The sequence below is a fragment of the Myxacorys almedinensis A genome, from assembly GCF_010091945.1.
In the GTDB taxonomy this organism is placed as follows: domain Bacteria; phylum Cyanobacteriota; class Cyanobacteriia; order Leptolyngbyales; family Leptolyngbyaceae; genus Myxacorys; species Myxacorys almedinensis.
Map to the genome: position 1 here is coordinate 24984 of NZ_WVIE01000027.1, position 25390 is coordinate 50373.

The following is a 25390-nucleotide window of genomic DNA, read 5'->3' on the forward strand; positions in this document are numbered from 1 at the left end:
CATAAATGCCCTAAAGCACTTCTACCTCTAACTGCGGCTGTTGCGGCTGCGGCTGGAACTGGAACAGCGAGTAGACCACATCCCGCCGAATATTGATCATCATTTCCAGGAATAGCTCATAGCCTTCGCTCTTATACTCGATCAACGGATCTTTTTGCCCATAACCGCGTAAACCAACAGACTCACGCAGCCCATCCATCGACTGGAGATGCTCGCGCCAGAGGGTGTCGATGCGGTTGAGGATAAAGAACCGCTCTGCTTGACGCATCAGACCAGGCTGCACCGAATCGACTTCAGCTTCTTTGAGGTCGTAAGCAATGCGGGCTTGCTCATGGAGAAAGGTTTTGATTTCGCCCACGGTCATGTCTGCCATCTGATCTGGTTCTAAATCGCTCAGCAGGTAGACAAACTCTTGAACCTTGGTCACGAGCTTATCGAGTTCCCATTCTTCTGGCGGCAGTTCAGGATTGATATAAGCGTTCACAATATCATCCATCGTCTGTTCGCCATATTTCACCACTTGTTCTTTGAGGTCTAGCCCTTCCAACACGCGGCGGCGCTCGGCATAGATGGCACGCCGCTGATTGTTCATCACTTCGTCATACTCAAATACCTGCTTGCGAATGTCGTAGTAGTAGGTTTCGACTTTCTTTTGCGCCCCTTCGAGCGATCGCGTCAACATGCCCGACTCGATCGGCATATCTTCTTCAACGCGGAAAGCATTCATCAGCCCTGCCACGCGATCGCCGCCAAAGATGCGCAGCAAGTTATCTTGCAAACTCAAGAAAAATTTGGTTGAGCCAGGGTCGCCTTGGCGTCCTGCCCGTCCGCGCAGTTGGTTGTCGATCCGGCGCGATTCGTGACGCTCGGTGCCGATCACGTGCAGTCCGCCCAGATCGACCACTTCCGCATGTTCCGTATCGGTGAAGGCGTCATACTCGCGGCGAATCATCCGATAAACTTCGCGCAATTTTTGAATGGCGGGGTCGGTGGTCGGTGCTTTTTCTGCTGCCGTGGCAATTTTATCTTCAGCCTCAAGTTCGGGGAGGCTGCGCTCTCCATAGTGCTGAACCGCCACTAAAACGGCATCTTTCAGCGCTTGTTCGGTCTCGCTAGAAAGCGGCGTCGGATAAATATCTGACGTAACTTTCCAAGTTTTTGGTTTCTTGTCGCTAGCAAAGCCTTGCCCGCCCGGACGCGCATCGGCAAAGCCGCGACCCGCCGAAAACTCATCTTCATCGTCGGGCTGTACGATGCGGGGCATAAAATATTCACGGATCTTCAGACGCGCCATGTAATCCGAGTTCCCGCCCAAAATGATGTCGGTTCCTCGTCCTGCCATGTTGGTGGCGATCGTCACTTTGCCTTTGCGTCCGGCTTGGGCAACGATCTCAGATTCTCGCTCCACGTTTTCGGGTTTGGCATTGAGCAGGTTGTGCGGCACGCTTTGGGCAGCCAGCAGCCCAGACAACAGTTCCGATTTTTCCACACTCGTGGTGCCCACCAACACCGGGCGACCCATCTGGTGCATTTCAGCGCACTCTAGCGCGATCGCGTTCCACTTGGCTTCCTCGGTTTTATACACCACATCAGACACATCGCGACGCTGAGTTTTGCGATTGGTCGGAACGATGGTCACTTCGAGCTTGTAAATTTTTTCAAATTCTGCTTCTTCGGTTTTCGCCGTTCCGGTCATGCCAGCGAGTTTGGGGTAAAGCAGGAAGAAGTTTTGGTAGGTGATCGTCGCCAGGGTTTGGGTTTCGTTTTGGATATCGACATTTTCTTTAGCTTCGATCGCTTGGTGCAGACCATCGCTCCAGCGGCGACCCGGCATGACGCGCCCTGTGAACTCATCTACGATCACCACCTCATCACCCCGAACGATGTAGTTCACATCATTGATAAACAGTTCTTTTGCTTTGAGCGCGTTGAAAATGTAGTGCGCCCACGGATCTTGAGGATCGAAGAGATCCGTCACGCCCAAAAGCTCTTCGGCGCGAATAAACCCTTCATCTGTCACCAGAATGTTGCGCTGTTTCTCATCGACTTCATAATGGTCTTCTTTATTGAGTGCCCGTGCGATCGCGGCAGCTTGCAGATATTTTTCAGTCGGGCGCTCCACCTGTCCTGAAATGATCAGCGGCGTCCGGGCTTCGTCAACCAGCACCGAGTCAACTTCGTCAATCACGCAATATTGGAACGATCGCTGCACCACTTCCTCCATGGACGTTGCCATGTTATCGCGCAGGTAGTCAAATCCGAGTTCGCTGTTGGTGGCATACGTAATGTCACAGGCATAGTTGCGCTTGCGCTCAACCGGACTCATGTTTTGCTGAATCAGCCCCACGCTCAAGCCCAAAAAACGGTGAATTTGCCCCATCCACTCGGCATCGCGGCGGGCGAGATAATCGTTGACCGTCACCACATGAACGCCCCGACCCAACAGCGCATTTAGGTAAGCAGGCAGCGTCGAAACGAGGGTTTTTCCTTCCCCCGTCTTCATTTCAGCAATTTGCCCATCGTGCAGCACCATGCCGCCGATCAGTTGCACATCAAAGTGCCGCATTCCCAGCACCCGAATTCCGGCTTCTCGCACTACTGCAAAAGCTTCTGGCAAAATGTCGTCCAGAATCTGCTTTTCTTCGTTCTCGTTTTTTGCCGTTGCCAACCGTTGCTTAAATTCTGCGGTTTTTGCCGCCAATTCGTCATCGGAAAGGGCTTGAATCTCTTCTTCTAAAAGATTCACCTCAGCCACTAAGGGCTGATATTTTTTGACTTTACGAGCATTGGGATCGCCCAGCAGAGATTTAAGCATGAGAGGAAGTTAGCGCGTTTGGATCAGGGTAGGACGTTGGGGTCGGGTGGGATCTCAAGAATCCGCGATGGGGCAGAAGTCTGTCACCCACAACTCATTTAAGGTATATCAATCCTATCATTCTGGCTTAAGCCAAGCGGATCGAAGCAGTAGCGAAAAAGTACGTATTACCGAATGGGGGCGTCTGCTTTGCCAATTATGGGGCTTTCTTCCAAGGGGGCGACAGGCTCCTAAAGTTAAACTGGTTGGTTCCCGGATGACAAGCGATGCAGCTTGAAAGGGTGGCTTTTTGGGGCAACTCTATGTTGGGGTGCAAAATTTTGAAATACTTTGACTGTGCGATCCGATAGGGCACGTTTTCCTCTGGCGCAACTTGCCGAGACGCAAACTTTAAGTAGTTCCACACCAGGTAGCGCGGCGGATCGACCAAGGGCTGAAGTTCGGCTCCGTAGTGCTGCGGATCGCGTAGCAATTCTCTCCAGGTTTGGGTGGGCAGCACCGCAGGCGGAATGCCGATGTGACAGGTGGCGCAGGTTTCTAGGTAAAGCTGCTGCCCGGCTTGGTGGCGCGGCGGAATGGCATCTACGGTGGTGATCTGGGGGGCAGGTTCGGCTGCGATCGCACGGGCAAGCCCTAAACCCACTGCCAAACTCCACGCCAACACTATTCCAATCAGCCAGAGCGGAGCGCGCTTGCGCCGCATCAGAGGGCGATGGGCGCGCGAATTTTTAGAAACGGGGGACATAGGAGTGACTATCGGAAAGAGCGTCTTCATTGGATGGATCGGGCAAAGAGTAGGGATAAGTCGATAAACTTGCCGATCTGGTTTGCCTGAGTTGCGATCGCGGCTGGTTTTTAGGCGAAATTTGGCGATTTCAGACCGTTGCCGCCAGCGTCGGTTAGATTAGCAAGACCGATCTTGAGGGTAAAAGTGCGGATTTTGATACTGATTCTTTGCGTAAAGTTGGATAAAACCAGAGATGGGTAATTGCCTAATTCCCTTGCACCATCGTTAGAACAGGATGCGTTGAGCATGGATTGTAGTCATATTCAGTTTCGCGATTCTACACAAAAATTACAGACGGGTTCCCATCGCACCTCAGCATTAAATTCAGAACTAGAGATAGAGCAACTGCAAGCATTATTTCAGGTTGCTGCGTTTTGGGCACGCGATCGCGCCGCAGACGATCTAGAAATCGCGATCGCCAACAGCAGCCCTGTCATTTCTGCCTGGAATCACGATCACCTGATTGGGTTTGCCAGAGCCACCTCAGACGGAATCTATCGCGCCACAATTTGGGATGTGGTGGTTCACCCAGACTACCAGGGCGCAGGGATTGGGCGAAAACTCGTACAAACTGTTTTAAGTCATCCCCAGGTGTGCCGGGTAGAGCGGGTGTATCTGATGACAACCAATCAGCAAGAGTTTTACCAACGGATTGGCTTTGAGCAAAACGCCACGACGACGATGGTTTATTTCAATCAACCGATCGCCCTCCCCAACCCTGCCTTGTCGGTCGAGATGGAATGCGATATTGGCAGCTAGGGGGCTACTCTAAGATTTGTGCCCGTTGGCTCGAAGGTTCAACCCTGCCAGATTCAACGATTGCCAAATTTAACGACCCAGAAACCAGATACTATCAACAAGCGGGTGACAGCGAGTTATCCGCTTCGTTGAGTGCCTTAAATATTTATCAGAGCCAGCGCGATCGCGGCAGACCTGAGGGATTCATCCAACTCCACCCGAACTAATTTCAATCATTTTCTTTCATCTATCAGTCCAGTACCTTAGAATAAAGACACAAGCCTTAAAAAATCTTAACTATAGCCCCTGAGTCGGCATGTCCATGACTTCAGCAACCTCCTTATTTTCTCCCGTCGAAGCAGACCTCTGTGAATTGACGGAGAACCTTAAAAATTTAATCGGTGCGCGCCATGCGATGCTGTATGCGGCAGCAGAGCATCTTTTTGGAGCCAAGGGAAAACGAGTCCGACCTGCGATCGTGTTGCTTGTTGCCCGCGCCACCACACCCAACCAGGAGATCAGCCAACGGCATCGGCGGCTGGCAGAAATCACGGAAATGATTCACACCGCAAGTTTAGTGCATGACGATGTAGTAGACGAATCAGAAATGCGGCGCGGCATTCCCACGGTTCACACGAGCTTTGGCAACCGAGTCGCGGTTTTGGCAGGCGATTTTCTGTTTGCCCAATCTTCGTGGTATCTGGCCAATCTAGACAATCTAGAAGTCGTCAAACTGCTGTCAGAAGTGATCATGAATTTGGCAGAAGGAGAGATTCAGCAGGGGCTAAATCGATTTACAACCGAACTGACGATCGAGGCTTATCTTGAGAAAAGCTACTACAAAACAGCATCCCTGATCGCCAACAGTTCCAAAGCCGCAGGCATTCTCAGCGATGTTTCAGACGCTCAGGCGCAAAAGCTATTTAATTACGGTCGCCATTTAGGATTAGCGTTTCAGATCGTAGATGACATTTTAGACTTTACGGCGTCTTCAGAAGGGTTGGGCAAGCCTGCCGGATCGGATCTTAAAAGTGGCAACTTGACGGCTCCGGTGCTGTATGCCCTCGAAGAAAAGCCATATTTGGCGGCGTTAATCGATCGGGAATTTGCTCAAGAGGGTGATTTGGAGCAGGCGTTGATATTGGTGCACGATAGCCAAGGGATAGCGCGATCGCGAGCACTGGCAGCGCACCATGCAGCCGTGGCAGCCGACTACCTTTCCGACTTGCCCACAACCGAATCTCGTCAAGCGCTGATCAAATTATCCGATTATGTGCTGAGGCGCTTATATTAGCTAGATCACTTATTCAATACAGTAGTGGATCATCGTTTTTTTATGAGAAGGCGGACACAAAAAAATTGATGCCCGCCTTCCGTTTTTCTAAACATCTTTTGCCCTGCCTTTATCTGCCTTTTGTTCGCGTTAGTTAGCATTCTAAACTACTACGAATAAGGAGCTTTTTCAAAATATAGATTGAGAATATCCTGGGTTAATAGTTTGGACAGTTTAGATAGAAGATATAAACATTACTTCTGACACAAACGGTTATCCATAGTGCCCTTAAATAAGCAAGCCGTCAAGGTTACAGAGGTAAAACAGCCCTTTGCTCCTTGCAAATAAACGGCTAAAGTGCTCGCTTTCGTTTAATTTTTTGCCTGGTTTTTCTGGAAAAAATCTGTCTTATGGAAGATAGATAGAGCTTTTATCCGAAAGAGATAACGCCCTTTTACATAGATTTATTTCCCATGACCGATGGATGGAATAGCCTTTATCTATATTGTTTAGATCAAAAGAATATATCCATTTCAAGACCGCTTCTGCGGTGCATTTGTCCCCATTTTTCGCTCCTATTTATTGTGTTTTGGTGAATTGATTTATGTTTTTCCCTGGTCATAAAAAGCGGCTCGCACTTATCTCGGTTCACGGTGATCCAGCGATCGAAATCGGTAAAGAAGAGGCAGGCGGACAGAATGTGTATGTGCGCCAGGTTGGTGAGGCACTGTCTCGTCAGGGCTGGCAGGTGGACATGTTCACCCGACGTTCAGCACCGGATCAAGCAAGAATCGTACAACACACTCCCGATTGCCGCACCATTCGTCTCACTGCCGGATCTGAAAAATTTATCCCCAGAGACGAGTTGTTTGAGCATCTCCCCAAATTTGTGGAGGCTTTTCAGCAGTTTCAAGCCGATGAGGGTGCAAAATATGACGTTATTCACACCAACTATTGGCTTTCATCGTGGGTGGGTATGCGGCTCAAAGCACTTCAGGGAACGAAACATATTCACACCTACCATTCGCTAGGCGCAGTTAAATACCAAGCCATCTCGACGATCCCTCTCATTGCCAAAACTCGCTTAGCCACAGAAAAAACCTGTTTAGAAACGGCAGAGCGGATTATTGCGACCAGCCCACAAGAGCAAGACCACATGCGATCGCTGGTCTCTACAGACGGCAATATTGATATTATTCCGTGCGGTACAGATATTCGGCGGTTTGGCTGTGTGTCTCGCGCAGAGGCGCGCCAGCAGTTGGGACTGGCTCAGGATGCAAAGATCGTGTTCTATGTAGGACGCTTTGATCCGCGTAAAGGCATCGAAACCCTGGTGCGAGCAGTGGGACGCTTGACGCAACGAGACAACCTTCAATTAATCATTGGCGGGGGCAGTCGTCCTGGGCAGAGTGATGGTCGGGAGCGCGATCGCATCGAGAAAATAGTTGCCAACCTCGGATTGCACACCATCACCTCGTTTCCGGGGCGCTTGGGGCTAGATAACCTGCATCTCTACTATGCGGCGGCAGATGTTTGCGTTGTGCCCAGTCACTACGAACCCTTCGGACTGGTGGCGATCGAGGCGATGGCAAGCCGAACGCCCGTCGTAGCCAGCGCGGTGGGTGGCTTGCAGTTTACCGTCATTCCAGAAGTGACAGGTTTGTTAGCCCCCCCAAAAGATAGTGCCGCCTTCTCTGATGCGATCGCGCGCATTCTGGCAAATTCTCAATGGCGCGACCAGTTGGGGGACGCTGGCAGAGAACGAGTCGAGGCGATTTTCAGTTGGGATGGTGTGGCGGCTCAGTTGAGCAAGCTCTACAAGCGCGTGTCAAAGGAATCGAGCCAACCGCACGTTTCAGCCCAATCGAGCAGTTCTCCCGTGAGTGCCTAACCTAAATTTGAATACACCTATGAACAAATAAAACCCCTGGCACAAGTGTCAGGGGCGATCATCAGGGTGCATCTACCAATTTATTCTTCTTCCACCTGGGGCGCGATCAGGAAAAACCGGTGCAGGATTTTTGCCCAAACCGAAAGATGCGATCGCAGACTTTACTTTGCCGCGATCGCATCTCCAACCAAATCTGCCCCAATCCTTAATGATTTGCTTCTTCTCGCACTAGCTTCTCCCACCCTAAGCCCTTGAGCGCATCGTTACGGCGAAGCGGACGAGTCACAAGCTCTAGAATGTCGCGGGCATTGCCAAACCCATGCATCTGAGCAAAGGTAAACTCTACTGACCACTTCGTAGTGATGCCTCGTGCTTCCAGGGGGTTCGCATGAGCCATGCCCGTAATCACCAAATCTGGTTTGATTTCGTGAATGCGCTGGAGTTGGTTATAGTTGTCGGGCTTCTCTACGATCGTGGGTAGTGGAACGCCCATTTCTTCACAGGTTTTTTCTAGAAAAGCGAGTTCAGCCCCTTGATAGCGCTTGTCCATGTAGGGAATGCCGATTTCGGGGCAGGTCATACCGCAGCGAATCAGGAACCGCGCCAGAGAAATTTCTAGCAGGTTATCGCCCATGAAGAAAACCGACTTGCCCCGAATAATTTGGAGATAATCTTCCAGGCTTTCCCAAATCTTGGCTTCTCGTTCTGCGACTCCCGTCGGCTCAATATTGAACACGGAGCAAATTTTTTCGAGCCAGGCGCGGGTTCCATCCGGGCCGATCGGAAACGGCGCACCGATCAGCTTGGTTTTGCGGCGGCGCATCAAGGTGGTTGCTGTGCGAGAGAGAAACGGATTCATGCCCGAAACGTAGTAGCCCTCTTCGATCACCGGAAGCTCGGTGTAGCGTTTAGACGGTAGCCAACCCGAAACTTTAATCCCCAGCTTTTTAAGTTCGAGCGTCAGTTGAGTAACGACGGGATCGGGCAGCGAACCAAACAGCACAAGGGGCGGATGATCTTTGTATTCCGATTGCTCTGCAAGCACGTCTTCTTTCTTGCGTCCAAAGTTGAGCAGCTTAGAAATTGAGTTTCTTTCCTCTTTTTCGGCTTCTGCGACAGGCGTCTTCGTCGGGCAGCGCTGCGCCATGGCAGCTAAAACGGTGTCTTCTCCCTGGGTAAAGGCGTAGTCGAGACCGTTAGCACGAGCCACCACGATCGGAATGCCAAGCTCAGCTTCAAGGTTGGGCGCGAGACCTTCCAAGTCCATTTTGATGATCTCGGTGGTGCAGGTGCCGATCCACACGATGACGCTGGGGTTGCGATCGCGCTTGATCTGCTCGCACAATCGCTTCAGTTCGCCATAATCATTGAGTTGGGCAGAAATATCTCCTTCTTCAAGTTCTGCCATGGCATAACGGGGTTCTGCAAAAATCATCACGCCCATCGCGTTTTGCAGAAAGTAACCGCACGTTTTGGTTCCGATCACCAAGAAAAAACTGTCTTCAATTTTTTGGTAAAGCCACGCGACGCAGCTAATCGGGCAGAAGGTATGGTAATTGCCCGTTTCGCACTCAAAATTTAGAGCAGAAGGTTGAGTATCGGCGAGGGTCATGAATCAAGAGTCCTTTGAATTAATTGGGGTTTGTTATGCAGCTAGAGATGCGATAGATCGTGTCTGTACGGTGGGTAAGAATTATTGCGTTCTAGAAGAGCGTCCCGTTCCTTCACAAGATTCATCTTGGTGAGCAGGACGACGGCGCGGCAATTGCTCGGAAATCGAAGGTTTGGCAGGCGGCAGAAAGACGCGGCGATCGTCTAACTCGGCTCGTACCCCTGAAGCACGCTCTAACATCTCATCCGGATTGAAATTTAGCCCTAACGCAATCACAATGCGGTCTGGATTATTGCTAAGGTCAACGACCAACGGCAGCAACTCGGTAAGACGCGGCTCTAAGACAGAAAGCGTACCGAGAATAAAACTCGAAGACGGTCTACGCTGCCCGTCGCAGTTGACCCAAATCGCAATGCGGATCAGCCACCGACGATTTTCTTGGTAGTAAGTCAGCCACTTATCCTTGAGAGATTGGCGAAGCTGGTCAATATTCATGGGGGAGGAACCGGAGGAAAGGCAAAACAAAACTAGTATCTTCTGTTTTGGCGCTTTCCCAAACCTTTTACCTCTCCTTAAACCATCATTAAATCAAGCTCACTTTCTTCCGTTTTGGGTAGCTCTTTGGGGTTGAGATAGAAATCAGACAGCAGAGCAAACAAGTCGCGATCGGGCGTATCGTTCGGGACGACTCCTTCCGGATTTGCCAAAATCTGGTCGGCAATGTTGAGGTAGTAGTCACAGACATAATTCAGCGACGGATCGTTTTCTGCCATCTCAAACAAAGTCTTACCTTTGACGCGAGAAACCCGGATATCTTCGATCAGCGGCAAGACTTCTAGCACCGGCATTGGTACAGTATCGATGTATTTGTCGATCAGATCCCGCTTTGCGGTGCGGTTGCCGATCAACCCTGCCAGCCGCAGGGGGTGAGTCCGTGCTTTCTCGCGCACCGAAGCCGCAATCCGATTGGCAGCAAACAGGGCATCAAAGCCGTTGTCGGTGACGATCAGGCAATAGTCGGCATAGTTTAACGGAGCCGCAAAGCCACCGCACACCACGTCGCCCAAGACGTCAAACAAAATCACATCATATTCGTCGAAGGCATTGAGTTCTTTCAATAGCTTGACGGTTTCGCCCACCACATAGCCGCCACACCCTGCGCCCGCCGGAGGCCCGCCTGCTTCGACGCAATCTACGCCGCCATAGCCTTTGTAAATCACATCTTCAGACCAGACATCTTCATAGTGATAGTCCTTTTCTTGAAGGGTGTCGATAATGGTGGGAATCAAAAATCCGGTCAGGGTGAAGGTGCTGTCGTGCTTCGGGTCGCAGCCAATTTGCAAAACTTTCTTACCCCGCCTTGCCAACGCCACTGAGATGTTACAGCTTGTTGTGGACTTGCCAATTCCACCTTTTCCATATACTGCGAGTTTCATCGTACTCTCCTGTAGTCTCTTTGCGAACGGGGTGAAGGCAGAACGAGCAGACATCGCTTTTGCTGAGAACCGTTTGCTTCTGACGGCGAACTTGAGAACCAGCGAAATGCAGAACTGTGTCTTGCCTCTGGAAAGCATTATTAACGATGGTGAGCAGGATTAAAAGCACTCGAAACAACACTTAAGGGTGTGAGAAAGAACTGTAAGAGCCAAATAAATGCCTGGTGATACAGAATACTTCTGAATCTTCTTCAAAGCTTATTTTTCTATAATTCCAAAGTTTATGGCCCGTTTTATATAAAAAGCGGAACAAAAAACAAATAGTAAAACAGTTGATAGAGCAGTCTTTTGGTGAGGAAAAAGGGATAGGGCAACTATGCCCATCTAAGGTTAAGGAGGCGGGTGCTTCTGAGTTTCTGGAGGCGGATCGCACCTTGCCCTGTGAATGAGAATAGGCACTCAGACAGTGGGGGCAACCCTGATCGGTGCATCGTGCGATCGCAGACTTTCTTCCCTTTGTTAATAATCGTGAAACTTTTGACAAATCCCTGATTCAAACTATTGATTCGCTCAATTTCTGCAAATCTTCTGCAAATCTTGGTTCACAAAAAAAGACACCCCGCGTGAGGTGTCTTGCATGATCCCAAATCGATTACAAATGACTAAAGCCCATCTGCTCTAGCCCATTAAACGCGGCGCTGGCTACCCCAATAGCTTTGACGCTGACCGCCGCGACGGTTATTTTTCATTTGGTCACGGAGGGCACGCTGTTCTGCCGTTAGCAAGGCATCCATCTGCTGGCGAGAGGTCTGCATGATTGACCGAATTCTGGCTTTTTGGTCGTCGCTCAAATTCAACGACTGCATCACTTCACCACGCTTGCCTTTTTGCTGACCAGCCGCATCAAGCCTTGCCTGCTGATCTGCCGTGAGGACGGCACGCATCTGGCTTTTTGCAGACTCACGAATTTGCTTCATTTGAGCTTTTTGAGTGTCACTCAGATTTAGCTTGTTGCCCATGCGTCGCTCTGTTCGCGGTGTGCCGCCTGACGGAGCTTGAGCCTGAACTGACAGCATAGGCGCACCCGCTAAAACAAAGGCAGCAACGCCGGGTAGAAGAAACGCAAATTTCTTGATCATGGGTGTGAGGTTTCCTTTGAGAAGTAATGAACTCTAATGCCTTAGCATCGCAACGTTAGACACTGGCTTTTCTAGATTGGTTCAATCGATTTCCATCAATTCTGAAAGAGCCGTTCTGCCTGGGTTACAGCTTACGCATTGAGCCTGCGATCGTACTCAATCTGTCCATAGTCAAGCTTGATGATCCGATCGGCGCTCTGAAAATAATGATCATCGTGGCTAATCACCAAAATGGTCTTTCCTTGATGCTTGAGCTTCGGCAAAAATTCTTGATAAAACAATTCACGAAACACCGGATCTTGATCCGATGCCCATTCATCAAACAGATAAATCGGACGATCTTCGAGGTATGCCGTGAGCAGTGTCAACCGTTTGCGCTGACCCTGAGAAAGCTTGGTTGTCGAGAGATGCCCCTCCACAATTTGGACTTTATGATCGAGGTGCAACTGTTTCAAATAGCTATGAGCTTGAGCATCTAAATTAGGCGCGTCAATGCCCAGCAGCCGATCGAACAAGTAAAAATCGGCAAACACCGCCGAAAAATGTTGTCGATACCATTCGCGATCGCGCTCTGAGATCGGGTGCCCATCAAATACGATCGCCCCCGATTCAGGCACATAAAGCCCAGTCAGTAACTTTGCTAAGGTCGATTTGCCACTGCCATTGCCGCCCACAACAAACACAATCTCGCCAGGGCGAAGGGTGAGATCAATCGGTCCTAAAACAAAATTGCTATCCTCTGTTTGGTAGTAAGTGTGCGTCACATGGCGCAGTTCTAAACTGCTCCAGTCTGGATGGGTGGGTGCTGGAACCGCGATCGCTTCAGAGCGGCTTTTAAGCGATAACCCCAACGCATTAATTTTGTCTAGCGAAACACTCGCCTGACCCAAAACCGGTAGTTTCAGCACAATTTTATCGAGGGGCAAAATCAGGTAGGTGAAGGTTAGAACATAGCCGGACAAGGTTTGCAGTGGCACAGAGAGAATGTTGGGCAAAGCAAACAGCACAAACCCGATCGCAAAAAAGAAAATTAGTTTTCCAAAACTGGCGGCGGCGGCAAACAGCACCAAAGCATCGACATTATGGCGGCGAAAAGAAGCAGAGGTCACTTCCAGATCATCTGATAGAAACATCTGACGGCGCGGGTAGTGCAGTTTTAGCTCTTTGATGCCATCGGTGATCGCTCGAAAATGCTTGAACAATATATCTTGGTCATCACGGGCATAGGCTAACCGTTTTCTACCCTGGTTGAGAATCCATTGACAGGCGACAAACGACGCAATAAACAAGCCCATCACCATCAAAAACACAATCCACGATAGCCAGCCAATATACGCAAAACAGCCGACGATCGTAGCGAGATCGATGCACAAAAAAGGAAACGAAGAAACCGCCGTTGCCACTGCCTGTACATCTTCGGTCAAGGTTGCCATCACCGGAGCGCTGCCCAATCGTTCTAAATGATTTAGCTCTGAGGCAAGAATTTGCCGACCGAGCCGCATTCTCAAATGAAACACGGCATCTTGCGCCAGGCGAATCAGAATCACCTGAGAAATAACGCTTGTGACTAGAGAAATTGCAGCCAACCCGATGAATGCGCCTGCAACTGTTCCCATTTCTGCCTCTTTTGCGCCGATCGCTCGACTGATCAACGCAATCAGCCCCGCGCTACTGATGCCACTGAGAAACCCAGTAAAAATTGCGATCGCAACTTGCTTTCGCGACGATCGCAGCAAAAATGATAACAATTGCATAGCGTTAACAATGAAGAATGAGTAGATGTAACAGAAAATAAACAACGAAGAGTTCAACCATTATCACTGACGATGGATCGCCTAGGCGTGTCTCTAGCCGCCAGAGCCTACTTCAACCGTCTGCCCCATCTTTCCGCAAGCCTATCTTTCCCTTGATGCCTCCATCCAACAAACCTACCTGTAGAGCAAACCACCTCAAATTTGGGCAATGTATAAGCTAGACGTTTGCCGACTATGCCATTGTGTTTACCACCAATGCCGATCACCAAATTCGCTCTCCCCTAACCTCTCTCACGTTCACAGAAGGCAGCACACAAGCCCTGCATCTGCGCTCAACGCTCCAAGATTTGTCTTTGTACGAATTTCAGGCAGATTGGGAAATTTTGGGTAGCGAACTTGCTCAGAGCTTCGAGCGATACCCACTTTTACCAGGCGTGATTTTATTTGATCAGGAAACATTGGTCGGCATGATTTCTCGGCAATGCTTCTTAGAACATTTGTTGCGTCCTCATGGCGCGGAGCTATTTCTGCAAAAATCGCTGCAAGTGCTGCATAGCTATGCCCGCCTTAGCCCACTGGTTTTGATGGCAGACACATCGATTTTAGGAGCAGCCCAACAAGTGATGCGCCGCCCCATCGAGCGTTTTAACGAGCCGATCGTCGTTCAATTTTCTCCCAATACCTATCGGCTCCTAGACGCTCACGAACTCAGCGTCGCCGCTTGGCAACTGCGCGGTATTGAAACTCAAGTCAGAATCGAGCGCTTGCAAGTTCAAATGCTGCAAAGCGAAAAAATGGCAAGTCTAGGACGCTTGGTGGATGGAATCTCTCACGAGGTTCTCGACCCGGTTAGCTTTATTTGGGGCAATCTGTCTCACGTTGCTGCCTACAATCACGACCTTTTAGACCTGCTCGACGCCTACGAACGGCAGGGCAACCCATCGCCTGAAATTGCAGAATTGCGAGATGCGATCGAGGTAGATTATATCCGCGAAGATTTGCCAAAAACGTTAGACAGCATCAAAAGTGGGGCTGATCGCTTATCTAAATTGGCAAACAGTTTGCAAAATTTTTGTCACATTGATGAAGTCTTTCCTCGACCGACCGATTTGCATGAGTGCCTAGATTCTGTTTTGCTTTTGCTCAAAAGCCGCTTGACTAGCGAAATACAAGTGACCAAAAATTACGGTCATTTGCCCCCGATCTCGTGCTTTGGCGGGCAGCTAAATCAAGTCTTCATGAATATTTTGAACCGGGCGATCGATGGTCTGCTTAACGAGGCAGCCAACAGCCAACTTAACGCTACTCTCCCTCAACATCGTGCCAAAGTAATTTACCTGCCTAAAATCGTCATCTCAACCGATGTTCGTTCCTTGGATCACACTGGCGATCGCTGGGTTTCAATTCAAATAGCTGATAATGGCACAGCCATGTCGGCAGAAGTTCAGCGACAACTGATGCAAGCCTTTTCAACGGAGCGATCGCTTGTCAAAGAAACGAGTTTGGCAATGAGCTACCGAATTATTACAGCACGCCATGGCGGCAGGTTTAAAGTTTACTCTTGCATTGATCCGAGCGATCCACTGTCTAGAATGGGCACTGCTTTTGAGATTCTGCTGCCCATGGTCTAATGCGGCTGCTCTGAACGAATAGCACCTCTTAATCTGCTTTGGCGAGTTTTGTTGGGTGTGGGACAGGGGAGCGCTAACGAATGCAGAAATAATACCAAATTAATCTGTAAATGCTACAGATGTGACCTCCCCCAACCCCTCCTGAGTCAGGAGAGGAGCCGGAAAGTCCCTCCTGACCCAGGGGGGATGCCGTAGGCAGGGGGGTCGAGGCTCTGTCGCCGTGAAAAATCAATTGGGTATGAAAGCAGATCGAGAGACGGTTATCACCACCGACGAACTCTTTGCTTTTTTGGCTAAGAATCTGTTACATTAATTTACATAAAGAAACATTAATTTACAGGAGGCTCCCATGCTCGTTATTCTTACTGCTTTATTTGTCACTGGTTGGGTTGCTGTTGCCCTCATTGGTTCCCTTACCTACTTCCTGGGCGAGCAATCCAAGCCCATTCACGAACGCAACTGGCGCTCTCAGTCTTTTGAAACCTTGTCTACGTCCATCACCGGCAAGCAAATTGATTTTAGCGATCGCGTTCCTGCTTTCGCCGTATCCGACGCTTATTCCAGCCATAAGCTGCCCAATGCGTAAGTCCTAACTCTATCTAGACTACTCTCTCCTAAAATCTCCCCTTGTTTCTTTAGTCAGAAGCAAGGGTTTTTTGATGATGCGATATGCCAGCAGCAGCCTAGGAGTAGGTCACAGCGACCCTCTTCCCCTACAATGCTTTACCAGAACAAAAAATTTTCGCTTGGAGAACCGCAGTGGATTTATCTCGCATTCCCGCTCAGCCCAAACCCAACTTGATCAATGTCTTGATTGAGATTCCCGCCGGGAGTAAGAATAAGTACGAATTTGACAAAGACCTGAATGCCTTTGCCCTCGATCGCGTTTTGTTTTCATCGGTGCAATATCCCTACGACTATGGCTTTGTGCCGAATACTCTAGCCGACGATGGCGACCCGCTAGACGGCATGGTGATGATGGATCAGCCAACGTTTCCGGGGTGTGTAATTGCGGCGCGTCCGATCGGCATGCTGGAAATGATCGATGGGGGCGATCGCGATGAAAAAATTCTGTGTGTACCTGACAAAGATCCTCGCTACATCAACATCAAATCGCTCAATGATGTTGCAACCCATCGCTTAGATGAAATCGCTGAATTCTTTAGAAGTTATAAGAACCTTGAGAAAAAAGTGACTGAAATTCTAGGGTGGCAAGATGTTGATAAGGTTATGCCTTTAGTAGAGCAGTGCATTAAAGCCGTCCACTAAAGAATGCAAAGTCGATAGTCAATCAAAGTAGTCCATATTCCATATAAAGTCTAGGGTTGCCCCAACTCTCTCTTTTAGAAAGGAGCAAGAGTCCGTCTTCCCTTTTTCAGTGAAAACCTTTCAGACGCGGTTTAAGGGGCTTTATCGAACTCGCGATCAAACCCCTCACATGAGAAGGCTTGGGATTATTCCTGAGCCTTTTTCGGTTTTATATTACATAAAGATAAATGCGGTTACGCTGGTATCCATGAAAACGAAATGGGTAGCCTAAAAGATGATGACGCCGCGTCTTATCAGCAAACGCTTGCCGCGTAAGACGTTTGGCACACTGTCACTCTATCTAGGGATTAGACATCCCCAGTTGATGCCATCTTCTTAAATCCATTCAGCTAGCGTCTGAAATCAGCGCAGAGTTAGATATGACCCAAACTTCAGACTTTTTGATTCAATTTTGGGGCGTCCGAGGGAGTATCGCTGTCCCCGGTAGCGACACGGTACGCTATGGCGGTAATACCTCCTGTGTTGAGATGCGCTTGGGTGGGAAGCGCTTGATTTTTGACGCAGGAACCGGATTGCGAGTTTTGGGTAAGCATCTCCTCAAACAGATGCCCGTTGAGGCATACATGTTTTTTTCCCATTCTCATTGGGATCACATTCAAGGCTTTCCGTTTTTCGTGCCTGCGTTTATTCCTGGCAATCGCTTTCATATCTATGGTGGCATTGCGCCAACGGGGGCAGGCATGAAGCAGCGGCTCAGCGATCAGATGCATCATCCTAATTTTCCTGTGCCAATGCAGGTGATGCAGTCGGACATGAAGTTTACAGATTTGATGCCTGGGGATACCGTGCAGTTGGGCGATATTTCGATCGAAACTGGACCGCTCAATCATCCCAACACTGCTTTGGGCTACCGAGTGACGTGGCAAGGAAAGACCGTGGTGTATGCAACAGATACCGAGCACTACCCCGATCGCATTGATGAAGATGTGGTGCATCTATCTCGCAATGCAGACGTGTTGATTTACGACGCTTGCTATACCGACGATGAGTATTACGATCCGAAAGCGTCTAAAGAAGGGTGGGGACACTCGACTTGGCAGCACGCGCTAAAAGTGGTGGAAGCGGCAGGCGTGAAAAAGGTCATCATGTTTCACCATGACCCAAACCATGACGATGATTTCTTGGATGCAGTCGAGGCAGAGGTTCAGACGGCATATTCCAACAGCATTTTGGCGCGAGAAGGCATGATTGTGCCTGTGGTCTAGAAGATCTGAGTGTGGGGCAATTAGCGCAGAGCGCAACTCTGTAGGAAACGCTAGGAGATTGGTAAAGCGATCGCAAAAGATCGCAACCCAACGATAAAGATGAGCGGTGACAGATATGCTCGAAAAGAGGCGCAAGACTTCTATTCTGACCGCTCTACTGCTTGCAGCTTTTCGCGAATCGCTGCCTGAATCTTGAATAGCAGGTTGCTGATGAGAAAACCCTGAAACCATGTGTGTTACTTCGTGGAGAAAGTTTTCATTCTACTAATAGAGCGTAACTTTGTAGGAGATGCTAGAAGTTTTGTTAGGTGCGATCGCTACTAAATTTGCCCTCCTCCTGCCATTCCACTATATTGAGCTTAGTTCATAACTTTGGCTCTAAAGATTAATGGAAACTGTCAATATTCATGAGGCTGAAACGAATCTTTCACATCTGTTGTCGCGTGTGGAACTGGGAGAAGAAATCATTATTTCAAATCAAGGTGTTCCTGTGGCAAAACTGGTTCCATTTCAGACCTCATTCAATCGAAAGGCTAGTTTAGGGCTAGATCGAGGGCGTTTCACCGTGCCAGAAGACTTTAACGCTCCTTTGCCAGAAGAGATTTTGGCAGCATTCGAGGGCAACGAAGAGTGAAGCTCTTGATGGATACACATTGTTGGTTGTGGTGGTTTACTCAACCAGAGCGCTTGAGTGAAGAAGCGATCGCACACCTATCTGATGAAACTAACGAAGTTTGGTTTTCAGTTGCTAGCGTTTGGGAAATGGGCATCAAAGTTGCGATCGGAAAATTGCCCTTACCAGAACCTATAGACAGCTATATTTCTAGCCGCATGGTGCGACTGGGAGCGCGATCGCTAGAAATTACAGCAACCCATGCTCTACGAGCGGCTGCATTGCCGTTGCATCACCGAGATCCGTTTGACAGAATGTTGATCGCACAGGCTCAGTTGGAAGGCATAACGCTTGTGAGCGCGGATGCAATGTTCAGGCAATACGATAATTTTTCACTGCTTTGGGCAGCCAATTCGTAAGCGTTTGTTTCAACAAGAGGCGTAAGACTTCTATTCTGACCGCTCCGATGTTTACAGCTTTTCGCGAATTGCGGCTTGAATCTTTTCATTGAAATCTAGATCGCCTGGACTTACAATAATCGTCCGTGGTCTTTGGTTAAGCCTATCCAGGTAAGCTTGAAGAGCAGCTTGATCCTGGCGATTTTGCAGAAAGTACTGCTTCAACTCGCCATCAGACATCGCATCGTAATTAACTTGGCTCATTAAAATACCTCGCCGTTAGCAATATCTGAAACTTAAGTCTCAACCGAAAATACGAAAGCAAAATAGTTTACCTCATCAATGCGATCGCAGGCTTTGGTAAGGCGCGATCGCAAGCAAACGTTCGTGTTGAGCGGCGGCAGGCAACGTTGTAGTTTCAGCAGACAACTCGAAAACCAATCTTGTCATCTCCATCATCCGGAGGCGCAAAATCACGATAGGCAGAGCGGCAAAAGCGAGAGGAACTGTACCATGAACCACCTCGTATTGGACGAATGCTGTAAACTTCCTCATCAAAATCAACAATCTCTACTGGAAAATCTTTGTTGAGTTTTGCGTCAAAATAGTCAGCACACCATTCCCAGACATTACCGTGCATATCGTGTAATCCAAATGCGTTAGCAGGTTTACGACCCACACAAGATGGTTCGGTATGGTATATTCCCAATTCTGAGTGCCTATATCTGGAGCGACCGTCATAAGTTGCCAGATTAGTTGTAATGGCTTCACCAAAATGAAAAGGAGTTCTGGTTCCAGCCCGACAAGCATACTCCCACTCTGCTTCAGTAGGCAAACGGTATGGACGATTGGTTTTCTGTGATAGTTGCTTATAGAAACTAACCGCTTGAAACCATGAAACCCATCTCATGGGATAGTCACCGCAATGGTCTCCATAACAGTTCCACTTGATGTTGAGACTGCCTTTTGGATATCCAAAAAATGCTTCCCACTGAGTTACGGTAATTGGATACTTGCTCATCCAGAATGAATTTACTGTAACCCAGTGCTGTCTCTCAATATCTATCCTCTTGTCTTCCGATTCAGGCGATCCCATTAAAAATTTTCCACCTGGAATCAACACCATTTCCAGGACAACTTCATCGTTAAGTTTCTCCTCGAAAAACTGCGCTTGGGATTGACAACGTTTAATTACTCTTCCTCGCTCATTGACATTGACGGTCTCAAACGTGAACAAACTCAATGAAGGAAACTGCAACTTATCCTGCACAGGCTTGTCAGGACAGGCAATTGTCAAATCGCCAAACAAATCATTACCAAATTCATTGATGAGTTTATGGTAATTACTTGCAGTCTTCGGATAAACCCAGCACTGCCGATTTATATCCCACCAATACCCAGGAATCGTCTTTGCACGATTTTTCTGAGATGCATGGATCGAGAGAAGAAATTCGGTGTTTGTCTCTGCAAGTTGAGCACTGTGTTTTGAGAGAGACATGAGTTAGCTTCATTGTTCAACTACTTAGTAGCTTGCCCTCAGAGCAGAATGGTTTAACACTCAGGTAGTCCTAGACAGATAGGAATAGCGATGATGTATCTCTTTCTTTAGAAAAACAAGTAGCGAAGTCACTCATACACTGAAAGAGCTAAGGGAGGACAAAGAGTTATGAGCCGATACAGCATGATGATTCAATGGTCTGACGACGATCGGCTTTTCCTGGTTACGATGCTAGAGTTTGTCGATTGCGTGCTCATGCCTTGCACTCATGGCATAACTCGCGAGGAAGCAATTTGTAACGGCGAGGAAGTCATTGCAATGTACTTGGAAGCTTGGCAAACGGAAAGTGAATCTATCCCTGAACCTAGTACGCTTCAAAATGCCTCATGATCAGGTTTTAACGACTCGCGATCGCACTCATCGTTTCTACCATTTCAATGACTTGTTTGAGCTTTTGAGCGACGCTACCTCGGCTCAGAAGCTCTTTTGCGGTGGAAAATCCGGTTTCTAAATCAGAGCAGACACCACATCGCCAGAGATAAAATCCACTGTTCCAAAGGGTGGCTTGCATGAGTTCTGAGGATTTGCCTTGGAGCGCGGCAGTCATGTCTTGGATCAAGTCTGGAGTAGGAATAAGCGGCAGTTCTTTGGCGGCGAAACCATAATCGCGGGGGACTAAGTGCAGTCGCTCAAACTCGGAGTGAGGATTTTTGCAGCCGATGATGGCGGTGCGATCGCACGGTAAATCGCAACTGCCTTCCAAGCCTTTCACCGTGGTGAAGCGATCGGTTCCTCGCATCGCAAAGGCATCTTGAAACATCTTTTCGGTGGGGGGATGCACAAACCCGCAAATCAACTGAGCCTCGCCAGCGTAGGGCGACCACATCAGTTCCAAGGTAGAAAACGGGGGGCGCTTGCCGATTTCTTCTCGGTAGGAGACTAAACCTTGAGCCAACGGAAAATGATGAGGCAGATAGACAAACCCTAACTGAGCCGTTTCTAGCACGAGGTGAACTTGCTCTAACGTCAGCCGTTCCCAATGAACGCCCAACCCTTGCCAGAGATCGATCAGCGGTACGCCTTCTTTGGTTGGCATGCGATCGCCACCATGCTGCACGACCGAAACGCCTGCTGCTGCTAAAACGAGAGCAGTTAGGGGGCTGGTCGGTGCGGTGCGCGATCGTCCGTCGTAGGGAAGGCACATCACCGTTACCGGATAGGCTGACTCAATGGACTGAAGCCTGGGTCCTAATTCTTCGTAAGCATCGAGCATTCCTGCTAATTCTGCTCCGGTGGGGCGCTTGATTCGGTGAGCAATCATGAACGCGCCGATCTGAGCGGGAGTCGCTTCTTGCAGGAGCATCATGCGGGTCGCGGCGGCAGATTCGGCGCGGGTCAAGTCTTCGCTGGTGTGAGAGCCGCTCCCCACCTTTTTGAGTAATTCTCTAAATGCCTGACTCATAATTCGTCCCCAGTTTGCCCCGCGATCGCGCTGCGAAATATAGCGATAGGAATTCGTCAGTATACCGGATCAGACCCTGCTCTAAAGTTCTGCAAGGGCTGTTGATGACAAGGTTTGATAGTTTTCTGATAAAAATCCTTGGGCTGCCATCACGTCTTGCACGAGCGCTCTAAAGCGGCGAATGGGAGGAATGAGGAGGCGATCGTGAGTGGTAACGAGAACAACCTGCCGGATCAGCGACGGATTGGCGGTCGGGCGCATTGCCAAGGTGGGATCATGCTGAACATCTTGAATGGCCCCTTGAGGGAGCAGCGCAATCAGTTCTCCCTGCCTAACCACACCACGAAAGGCATCGAGAGTATTCAGTTCAAGCACAGCTTTGAGGTCTGCGCCCTGCCGCTGAAATTGTTCTTGGACTAGGCGTTGCATTCCGTAGCCATCTTTGAACACGACTTGCGGATACTTGATCAGTTCTGACCATGGCACCTGAGCAAACTGAGTCAGCGGATGATCGGCAGACAGCAACACGCGAACGGGTTCGTCGTAAAGCTGATCGACCACCAGATCTGGACTTGTGGTGAGAAAGCGATTGTTCATGACGATCGCCACATCGACCAAGCCATCTTTGAGGACTTTGAGGGCGCGATCGCTGCCCAAAGACGTGACGCGCAGTTGCACTTCAGGATGTTCTTGACAAAATCGTTGGAGAATGGGCGGTAAATGAAATGCACACACTGAATGGATCGCAGCGATACACAATTCGGGCTGCTTACCCAAGCGGAGTTCTTCGAGGTCGCGGCTAGCTTGTTGCCATTCTTGCCAGATGCGGCGGGCGCGGGGCAGAAATTGTTCCCCTGCAACGGTCAACTTTGCCTGAGCGGTGCGGTGCAAGAGCGGTAAACCCAATTCGGTTTCTAATCCTTGAACTTGCCGACTGATGGTGGATTGAGTGACGTTGCACGTCCGAGCCGCTTGCTGAAAGCTGCCGGTGTCTGCAACGGCTAGAAAGGCTTGCACCTGCTCTAATCGCATGGGTTGGGTTTAACTTTAGTTGTATTTGAAAGCACGTTTTCAGTGACTTTAACGGATCTAAGCCCGCCGTTTGGTAGGAACCGATACAGGATGGTGGGTGATGGGCCGTTGTCAGGCACGAGACCTGCCCGCGAGAAGCCATCTTTATCGCCATTCTTGAAGCGCGATCGCAATCCCTTCGCTCAATTCCAAATCTTCTGTCGTAGAAAGGTCTTTCAATGTTTGATAAGCCGTTGTTGCATTCAGGGTTTTTAGGGCAGAAATAACATGCAACCGGACGCCAACATCCTGCTCGGCGAGAAGATAAATCAAAGGTTCGATCGATCGCTGATCGCCGAGTTGACCCAAGGACAGCGCGATCGCTTGTCGCCCCATCGCAGATTTAGCAAACTTAGAGTCTTGATTTAATATCTCAAGCAAAATGTGTGTGGCTTGACGTTTGAGATCCCTATCGTCAATGCGTCCCAACGCGGTCACCATTTCGAGCCGAACCCCATCCGGCAGCGCCAACTCCGTCAATGCCTGGTGAATTTGCCTCAAGGCGTCGGGTTGATCACTCCAAACCAGCGCACGAGTGATCTCAATCGATAAGCGCTCTGGAGTGTGAGGCGATCGCAAGACATCGGATAGTGCTTCGATTGCTGCGAGTGTGCCGATTCGACCCAGCGCGATCGCACTCTGACAACACACCTCTATATTAAAATCGCGCAAGCGTGGATGCAGATGAGCTACGACATCTAAGCCTTGAACATCATCAGGTGTGCAAAATCCTAACGCAGAGACCGCCGCTCGTCGAACCGGAGTCGCCTGATCGTTGAGCGCGTAAACTAGCGCTTCTACAATCTGCGGCGAATGGAAACTACCCAGGGATTCGATTGCGATCGCTCTCACTTCTGCATCTCCATCATTGACCACACCTAGCAACAACGGAACCGTTTCAGAGTGGCGGATGCGCCCCAAGGTTTGAACTGCGAGTAAACGAGTCGAGTCGTCGTCTAGCAACCTTGCCAACATCGGAATCGTTGGTTTTCCCATCTGGGCAAGCGCGGTCACCGTTATCTCACTTAGCTCCTCGTTGTCGGAGGTTTTTAGCACCTCGATCAGCGCAGCTATCCCCTCCGGCTGGTCAAACCCGCCTAAGATGCGAATGGCAAACCATTGGGCTTCTGGATCAGAGTCTTCGTCTTCAAGCAGGTCGATCAGAGATGCGATCGCCCTCGGAAACTGCGAACCACCCGCAGCCATCCCAAACATGGGGAAAATTTTGGCAATATCCCAACGCTCTTGAAAGTTGCCAAACTCTAGCACCTGAAACGCCAGGTTGAGCAGTTCCGTTGCAGTTTGGGAGTCGGCAAAGAGGGAACTAGGGGCGGATGGCGCTTCCTCGCTTAGTAATAATTGACACAAATATTGGCTCAGGAGTGCCCAATCTCCCGTCTGAGATGCATGGTGTGCTTGGTCTAAAATTTCTTGGTAAATCACTTTTTGTATAGGGATTTATCTCGCGACAGCACAGCGTTCTGGCGATGAAAAGCAACGAGATGGGTCAAACAATCGAAGCATCTGTTCAGATAACTCTGCCATATTCAGACTCAATTTGCCATGGGCTAATGGGTGCGATTAGCGTTGGCTCCGCAAAGATTCAGATGGCTTCTTCAAAGGTGCGCTCTGCGCTAATCGCGTCGCCATACATGAAATGTTTGATCCTCGAAGAGTGATACCAAATTGATTGTTCACTGCGACAGATCCTCGACCCCCTGCCTACAGCATCCCCCTTGGTCAGAAAGGACTTTCCGGCTCCTCTCCTGACTAAGAAGGGGTTGGGGGAGATCGCACATCTGTCGCATTGACAGATTAATTTGGTATGAGGTGAAGGGTTTGAAGACCATAACAAAACATTGTACAAAAAAGCACTCGAAATGAGTGCTTTCTAAAGAAAATTCAATCGCCAAAATTTGACCTACATCTTGCCTTTTTGCATGACTTCTTGCAAGTGAGTGCGTACTTCTTGAGCCGCTTTGATCTCGTCTTGTTTCAGCTTGCGAAATAGCTCAACGCAGGGTTGGGAGTCCATATCTTGAGCGTCTTTGATGTAGGTATCGTAAGCTTTGACGGCTTCCGATTTGTTCTTCAGAACGGTGATCAAATCGTATTCAAGATCGCTTAAAGCACGAGAAGTTTCGGTAGTAGTAGACATAAACATGGTTTAAAAACTACGCCTATAACAGTGGTTTAGAGAGATCGAGAGAAAATCTGTCTATAGGATCAACTCCCTTTCACCAGCACAGATGTGCCATCGAGCTTGGTGGTGTAGGTTGCCAATGGCTCTGTTGCCGGTCCTTCTAGCACCTTTCCATCTGCCGCAAACGCAGAATTGTGACACGGACAGACGAATGCCTTCCGTTCACTTTTCCACTGCACAAGGCAGCCTTGATGGGTACAGGTAGGATTCACTGCTGCCAAGGCTTGAGGATCAGTCGGGTTTTGAACGACCGCGATCGAGCCGATCGCAGATTGCTCGACGAGCAGTTGACCCGATTTGTTTAATTCCTCGATCGTGCCCACGCTAAGAAAGCCATCGGGGCGAGTCGATATTTTTGCTGGGCTACCACCGCTTGAGCACGCCACAAGATTTGTTAGCGCAGCGGCAACGATCGGAGGGCGGCTACCGAGCCAGCCAACCCCAGCCCAAGATAAAAATTTGCGACGTTTCATTGAGTGTTCTCCCCAAACTTACTGAAATCTCTTTAAAGCCTACGCCATTCCTAAAGCTATCC

The 25390-nt window shown here is 49.4% G+C and carries 25 protein-coding genes; 11 read left to right on the forward strand and 14 right to left on the reverse strand.

Annotation, left to right across the window (positions count from 1 at the left end; translation table 11 throughout):
- Window positions 1-10: 10 nt before the first annotated feature.
- On the reverse strand, window positions 11-2815 hold the full coding sequence (secA, locus tag GS601_RS18480; RefSeq protein WP_162424768.1) for a preprotein translocase subunit SecA: 2805 nt from the start codon (window positions 2813-2815) through the stop codon (window positions 11-13).
- Between the two features lie 196 nt (window positions 2816-3011).
- Entirely contained in the window at window positions 3012-3560 is a 549-nt protein-coding gene (locus GS601_RS18485) for a diheme cytochrome C (RefSeq protein ID WP_162424769.1), read from the reverse strand.
- A 288-nt stretch (window positions 3561-3848) separates the two neighbouring features.
- Here GS601_RS18485 and GS601_RS18490 point away from each other — a divergent pair, with 288 nt between their 5' ends.
- From GS601_RS18490 to GS601_RS18505, 4 genes are all read left to right on the forward strand, one after another.
- The gene (locus GS601_RS18490) at window positions 3849-4361 is read left to right on the forward strand and encodes a GNAT family N-acetyltransferase (RefSeq protein WP_162424770.1); all 513 of its coding nucleotides are present in this window, start codon (window positions 3849-3851) and stop codon (window positions 4359-4361) included.
- A complete protein-coding gene (locus tag GS601_RS18495) occupies window positions 4343-4567 on the forward strand; it encodes a hypothetical protein (RefSeq protein ID WP_162424771.1) in 225 nt (74 codons plus the stop codon). Before GS601_RS18490 ends, GS601_RS18495 begins: the two co-directional genes overlap by 19 nt.
- A 95-nt stretch (window positions 4568-4662) precedes the next feature.
- Entirely contained in the window at window positions 4663-5634 is a 972-nt protein-coding gene (gene sds / locus GS601_RS18500; RefSeq protein WP_162424812.1) for a solanesyl diphosphate synthase, read from the forward strand.
- Between the two features lie 583 nt (window positions 5635-6217).
- The gene (locus GS601_RS18505) at window positions 6218-7504 is read left to right on the forward strand and encodes a glycosyltransferase family 4 protein (protein ID WP_162424772.1); all 1287 of its coding nucleotides are present in this window, start codon (window positions 6218-6220) and stop codon (window positions 7502-7504) included.
- A 205-nt stretch (window positions 7505-7709) separates the two neighbouring features.
- Here GS601_RS18505 and GS601_RS18510 read toward each other — a convergent pair whose 3' ends face one another.
- The 5 genes from GS601_RS18510 to GS601_RS18530 form a co-directional block, all read right to left on the reverse strand.
- Window positions 7710-9116, reverse strand: coding sequence for a ferredoxin:protochlorophyllide reductase (ATP-dependent) subunit N (locus GS601_RS18510; RefSeq protein WP_162424773.1), 1407 nt, complete (start codon window positions 9114-9116; stop codon window positions 7710-7712).
- 81 nt (window positions 9117-9197) lie between these two features.
- Window positions 9198-9611 (reverse strand): DUF5331 domain-containing protein, encoded by a 414-nt coding sequence (locus GS601_RS18515; RefSeq protein ID WP_162424774.1) that lies wholly within the window; start codon window positions 9609-9611, stop codon window positions 9198-9200.
- Window positions 9612-9688: 77 nt separating this feature from the next.
- Window positions 9689-10552 carry a ferredoxin:protochlorophyllide reductase (ATP-dependent) iron-sulfur ATP-binding protein gene (bchL, locus tag GS601_RS18520; RefSeq protein ID WP_162424775.1) on the reverse strand — a complete coding sequence of 288 codons (864 nt, stop codon included), beginning with the start codon at window positions 10550-10552 and terminating at the stop codon, window positions 9689-9691.
- 686 nt (window positions 10553-11238) lie between these two features.
- Window positions 11239-11691 carry a Spy/CpxP family protein refolding chaperone gene (locus GS601_RS18525; protein WP_162424776.1) on the reverse strand — a complete coding sequence of 151 codons (453 nt, stop codon included), beginning with the start codon at window positions 11689-11691 and terminating at the stop codon, window positions 11239-11241.
- A gap of 131 nt (window positions 11692-11822) precedes the next feature.
- On the reverse strand, window positions 11823-13445 hold the full coding sequence (locus GS601_RS18530) for a cyclic peptide export ABC transporter (protein ID WP_162424777.1): 1623 nt from the start codon (window positions 13443-13445) through the stop codon (window positions 11823-11825).
- A gap of 242 nt (window positions 13446-13687) precedes the next feature.
- On the opposite strand from GS601_RS18530, the gene GS601_RS23815 reads away from it, so the two are divergent.
- From GS601_RS23815 to GS601_RS18560, 6 genes are all read left to right on the forward strand, one after another.
- On the forward strand, window positions 13688-15076 hold the full coding sequence (locus GS601_RS23815; RefSeq protein WP_162424778.1) for an ATP-binding protein: 1389 nt from the start codon (window positions 13688-13690) through the stop codon (window positions 15074-15076).
- 349 nt (window positions 15077-15425) lie between these two features.
- Window positions 15426-15662: a photosystem II protein, Psb35-related gene (locus GS601_RS18540; RefSeq protein WP_162424779.1), complete on the forward strand. Its 237-nt coding sequence runs from the start codon at window positions 15426-15428 to the stop codon at window positions 15660-15662.
- 173 nt (window positions 15663-15835) lie between these two features.
- On the forward strand, window positions 15836-16345 hold the full coding sequence (locus tag GS601_RS18545; RefSeq protein ID WP_162424780.1) for an inorganic diphosphatase: 510 nt from the start codon (window positions 15836-15838) through the stop codon (window positions 16343-16345).
- Window positions 16346-16764: 419 nt separating this feature from the next.
- Window positions 16765-17610 carry an MBL fold metallo-hydrolase gene (locus GS601_RS18550; protein WP_162424781.1) on the forward strand — a complete coding sequence of 282 codons (846 nt, stop codon included), beginning with the start codon at window positions 16765-16767 and terminating at the stop codon, window positions 17608-17610.
- Window positions 17611-17998: 388 nt separating this feature from the next.
- Window positions 17999-18244, forward strand: coding sequence for a type II toxin-antitoxin system Phd/YefM family antitoxin (locus GS601_RS18555; protein ID WP_162424782.1), 246 nt, complete (start codon window positions 17999-18001; stop codon window positions 18242-18244).
- A gap of 8 nt (window positions 18245-18252) precedes the next feature.
- Window positions 18253-18642 carry a type II toxin-antitoxin system VapC family toxin gene (locus GS601_RS18560; RefSeq protein ID WP_202925195.1) on the forward strand — a complete coding sequence of 130 codons (390 nt, stop codon included), beginning with the start codon at window positions 18253-18255 and terminating at the stop codon, window positions 18640-18642.
- Between the two features lie 51 nt (window positions 18643-18693).
- Here GS601_RS18560 and GS601_RS18565 read toward each other — a convergent pair whose 3' ends face one another.
- Together GS601_RS18565 and GS601_RS18570 are read right to left on the reverse strand one after the other, a co-directional pair.
- The gene (locus tag GS601_RS18565; RefSeq protein ID WP_162424784.1) at window positions 18694-18885 is read right to left on the reverse strand and encodes a DUF6887 family protein; all 192 of its coding nucleotides are present in this window, start codon (window positions 18883-18885) and stop codon (window positions 18694-18696) included.
- Window positions 18886-19039: 154 nt separating this feature from the next.
- Entirely contained in the window at window positions 19040-20119 is a 1080-nt protein-coding gene (locus tag GS601_RS18570) for a formylglycine-generating enzyme family protein (protein WP_162424785.1), read from the reverse strand.
- Between the two features lie 168 nt (window positions 20120-20287).
- Here GS601_RS18570 and GS601_RS18575 point away from each other — a divergent pair, with 168 nt between their 5' ends.
- The gene (locus GS601_RS18575; protein WP_162424786.1) at window positions 20288-20509 is read left to right on the forward strand and encodes a type II toxin-antitoxin system HicB family antitoxin; all 222 of its coding nucleotides are present in this window, start codon (window positions 20288-20290) and stop codon (window positions 20507-20509) included.
- A gap of 7 nt (window positions 20510-20516) precedes the next feature.
- On the opposite strand, the gene GS601_RS18580 is transcribed toward GS601_RS18575, so the two are convergent.
- The 5 genes from GS601_RS18580 to GS601_RS18600 form a co-directional block, all read right to left on the reverse strand.
- Window positions 20517-21581: an anthranilate phosphoribosyltransferase family protein gene (locus GS601_RS18580; protein ID WP_162424787.1), complete on the reverse strand. Its 1065-nt coding sequence runs from the start codon at window positions 21579-21581 to the stop codon at window positions 20517-20519.
- A gap of 81 nt (window positions 21582-21662) precedes the next feature.
- Complete coding sequence (locus tag GS601_RS18585; protein ID WP_162424788.1) at window positions 21663-22613, reverse strand: LysR family transcriptional regulator; 951 nt, start codon at window positions 22611-22613, stop codon at window positions 21663-21665.
- A 144-nt stretch (window positions 22614-22757) separates the two neighbouring features.
- Entirely contained in the window at window positions 22758-24095 is a 1338-nt protein-coding gene (locus tag GS601_RS18590) for a HEAT repeat domain-containing protein (RefSeq protein ID WP_162424789.1), read from the reverse strand.
- A 478-nt stretch (window positions 24096-24573) separates the two neighbouring features.
- Window positions 24574-24810 (reverse strand): hypothetical protein, encoded by a 237-nt coding sequence (locus GS601_RS18595; protein ID WP_202925196.1) that lies wholly within the window; start codon window positions 24808-24810, stop codon window positions 24574-24576.
- Window positions 24811-24878: 68 nt separating this feature from the next.
- Window positions 24879-25328, reverse strand: coding sequence for a QcrA and Rieske domain-containing protein (locus GS601_RS18600; RefSeq protein ID WP_162424791.1), 450 nt, complete (start codon window positions 25326-25328; stop codon window positions 24879-24881).
- Between the last annotated feature and the right edge of the window lie 62 nt (window positions 25329-25390).

Coding starts and splice junctions, on each gene's coding strand:
- GS601_RS18485 (WP_162424769.1), bottom strand. CDS start 3,560: ATGTCCCCCGTTTCTAAAAATTCGCGCGCCCATCGCCCTCTGATGCGG.
- GS601_RS18555 (WP_162424782.1), top strand. CDS start 17,999: ATGGAAACTGTCAATATTCATGAGGCTGAAACGAATCTTTCACATCTG.
- GS601_RS18490 (WP_162424770.1), top strand. CDS start 3,849: ATGGATTGTAGTCATATTCAGTTTCGCGATTCTACACAAAAATTACAG.
- GS601_RS18585 (WP_162424788.1), bottom strand. CDS start 22,613: ATGCGATTAGAGCAGGTGCAAGCCTTTCTAGCCGTTGCAGACACCGGC.
- GS601_RS18510 (WP_162424773.1), bottom strand. CDS start 9,116: ATGACCCTCGCCGATACTCAACCTTCTGCTCTAAATTTTGAGTGCGAA.
- GS601_RS18565 (WP_162424784.1), bottom strand. CDS start 18,885: ATGAGCCAAGTTAATTACGATGCGATGTCTGATGGCGAGTTGAAGCAG.
- sds (WP_162424812.1), top strand. CDS start 4,663: ATGACTTCAGCAACCTCCTTATTTTCTCCCGTCGAAGCAGACCTCTGT.
- GS601_RS18550 (WP_162424781.1), top strand. CDS start 16,765: ATGACCCAAACTTCAGACTTTTTGATTCAATTTTGGGGCGTCCGAGGG.
- GS601_RS18495 (WP_162424771.1), top strand. CDS start 4,343: ATGCGATATTGGCAGCTAGGGGGCTACTCTAAGATTTGTGCCCGTTGG.
- GS601_RS18575 (WP_162424786.1), top strand. CDS start 20,288: ATGAGCCGATACAGCATGATGATTCAATGGTCTGACGACGATCGGCTT.
- GS601_RS18560 (WP_202925195.1), top strand. CDS start 18,253: ATGGATACACATTGTTGGTTGTGGTGGTTTACTCAACCAGAGCGCTTG.
- GS601_RS18595 (WP_202925196.1), bottom strand. CDS start 24,810: ATGTCTACTACTACCGAAACTTCTCGTGCTTTAAGCGATCTTGAATAC.
- GS601_RS18600 (WP_162424791.1), bottom strand. CDS start 25,328: ATGAAACGTCGCAAATTTTTATCTTGGGCTGGGGTTGGCTGGCTCGGT.
- GS601_RS18580 (WP_162424787.1), bottom strand. CDS start 21,581: ATGAGTCAGGCATTTAGAGAATTACTCAAAAAGGTGGGGAGCGGCTCT.
- GS601_RS18525 (WP_162424776.1), bottom strand. CDS start 11,691: ATGATCAAGAAATTTGCGTTTCTTCTACCCGGCGTTGCTGCCTTTGTT.
- GS601_RS18505 (WP_162424772.1), top strand. CDS start 6,218: ATGTTTTTCCCTGGTCATAAAAAGCGGCTCGCACTTATCTCGGTTCAC.
- GS601_RS18515 (WP_162424774.1), bottom strand. CDS start 9,611: ATGAATATTGACCAGCTTCGCCAATCTCTCAAGGATAAGTGGCTGACT.
- GS601_RS18570 (WP_162424785.1), bottom strand. CDS start 20,119: ATGTCTCTCTCAAAACACAGTGCTCAACTTGCAGAGACAAACACCGAA.
- GS601_RS18540 (WP_162424779.1), top strand. CDS start 15,426: ATGCTCGTTATTCTTACTGCTTTATTTGTCACTGGTTGGGTTGCTGTT.
- bchL (WP_162424775.1), bottom strand. CDS start 10,552: ATGAAACTCGCAGTATATGGAAAAGGTGGAATTGGCAAGTCCACAACA.
- GS601_RS18530 (WP_162424777.1), bottom strand. CDS start 13,445: ATGCAATTGTTATCATTTTTGCTGCGATCGTCGCGAAAGCAAGTTGCG.
- secA (WP_162424768.1), bottom strand. CDS start 2,815: ATGCTTAAATCTCTGCTGGGCGATCCCAATGCTCGTAAAGTCAAAAAA.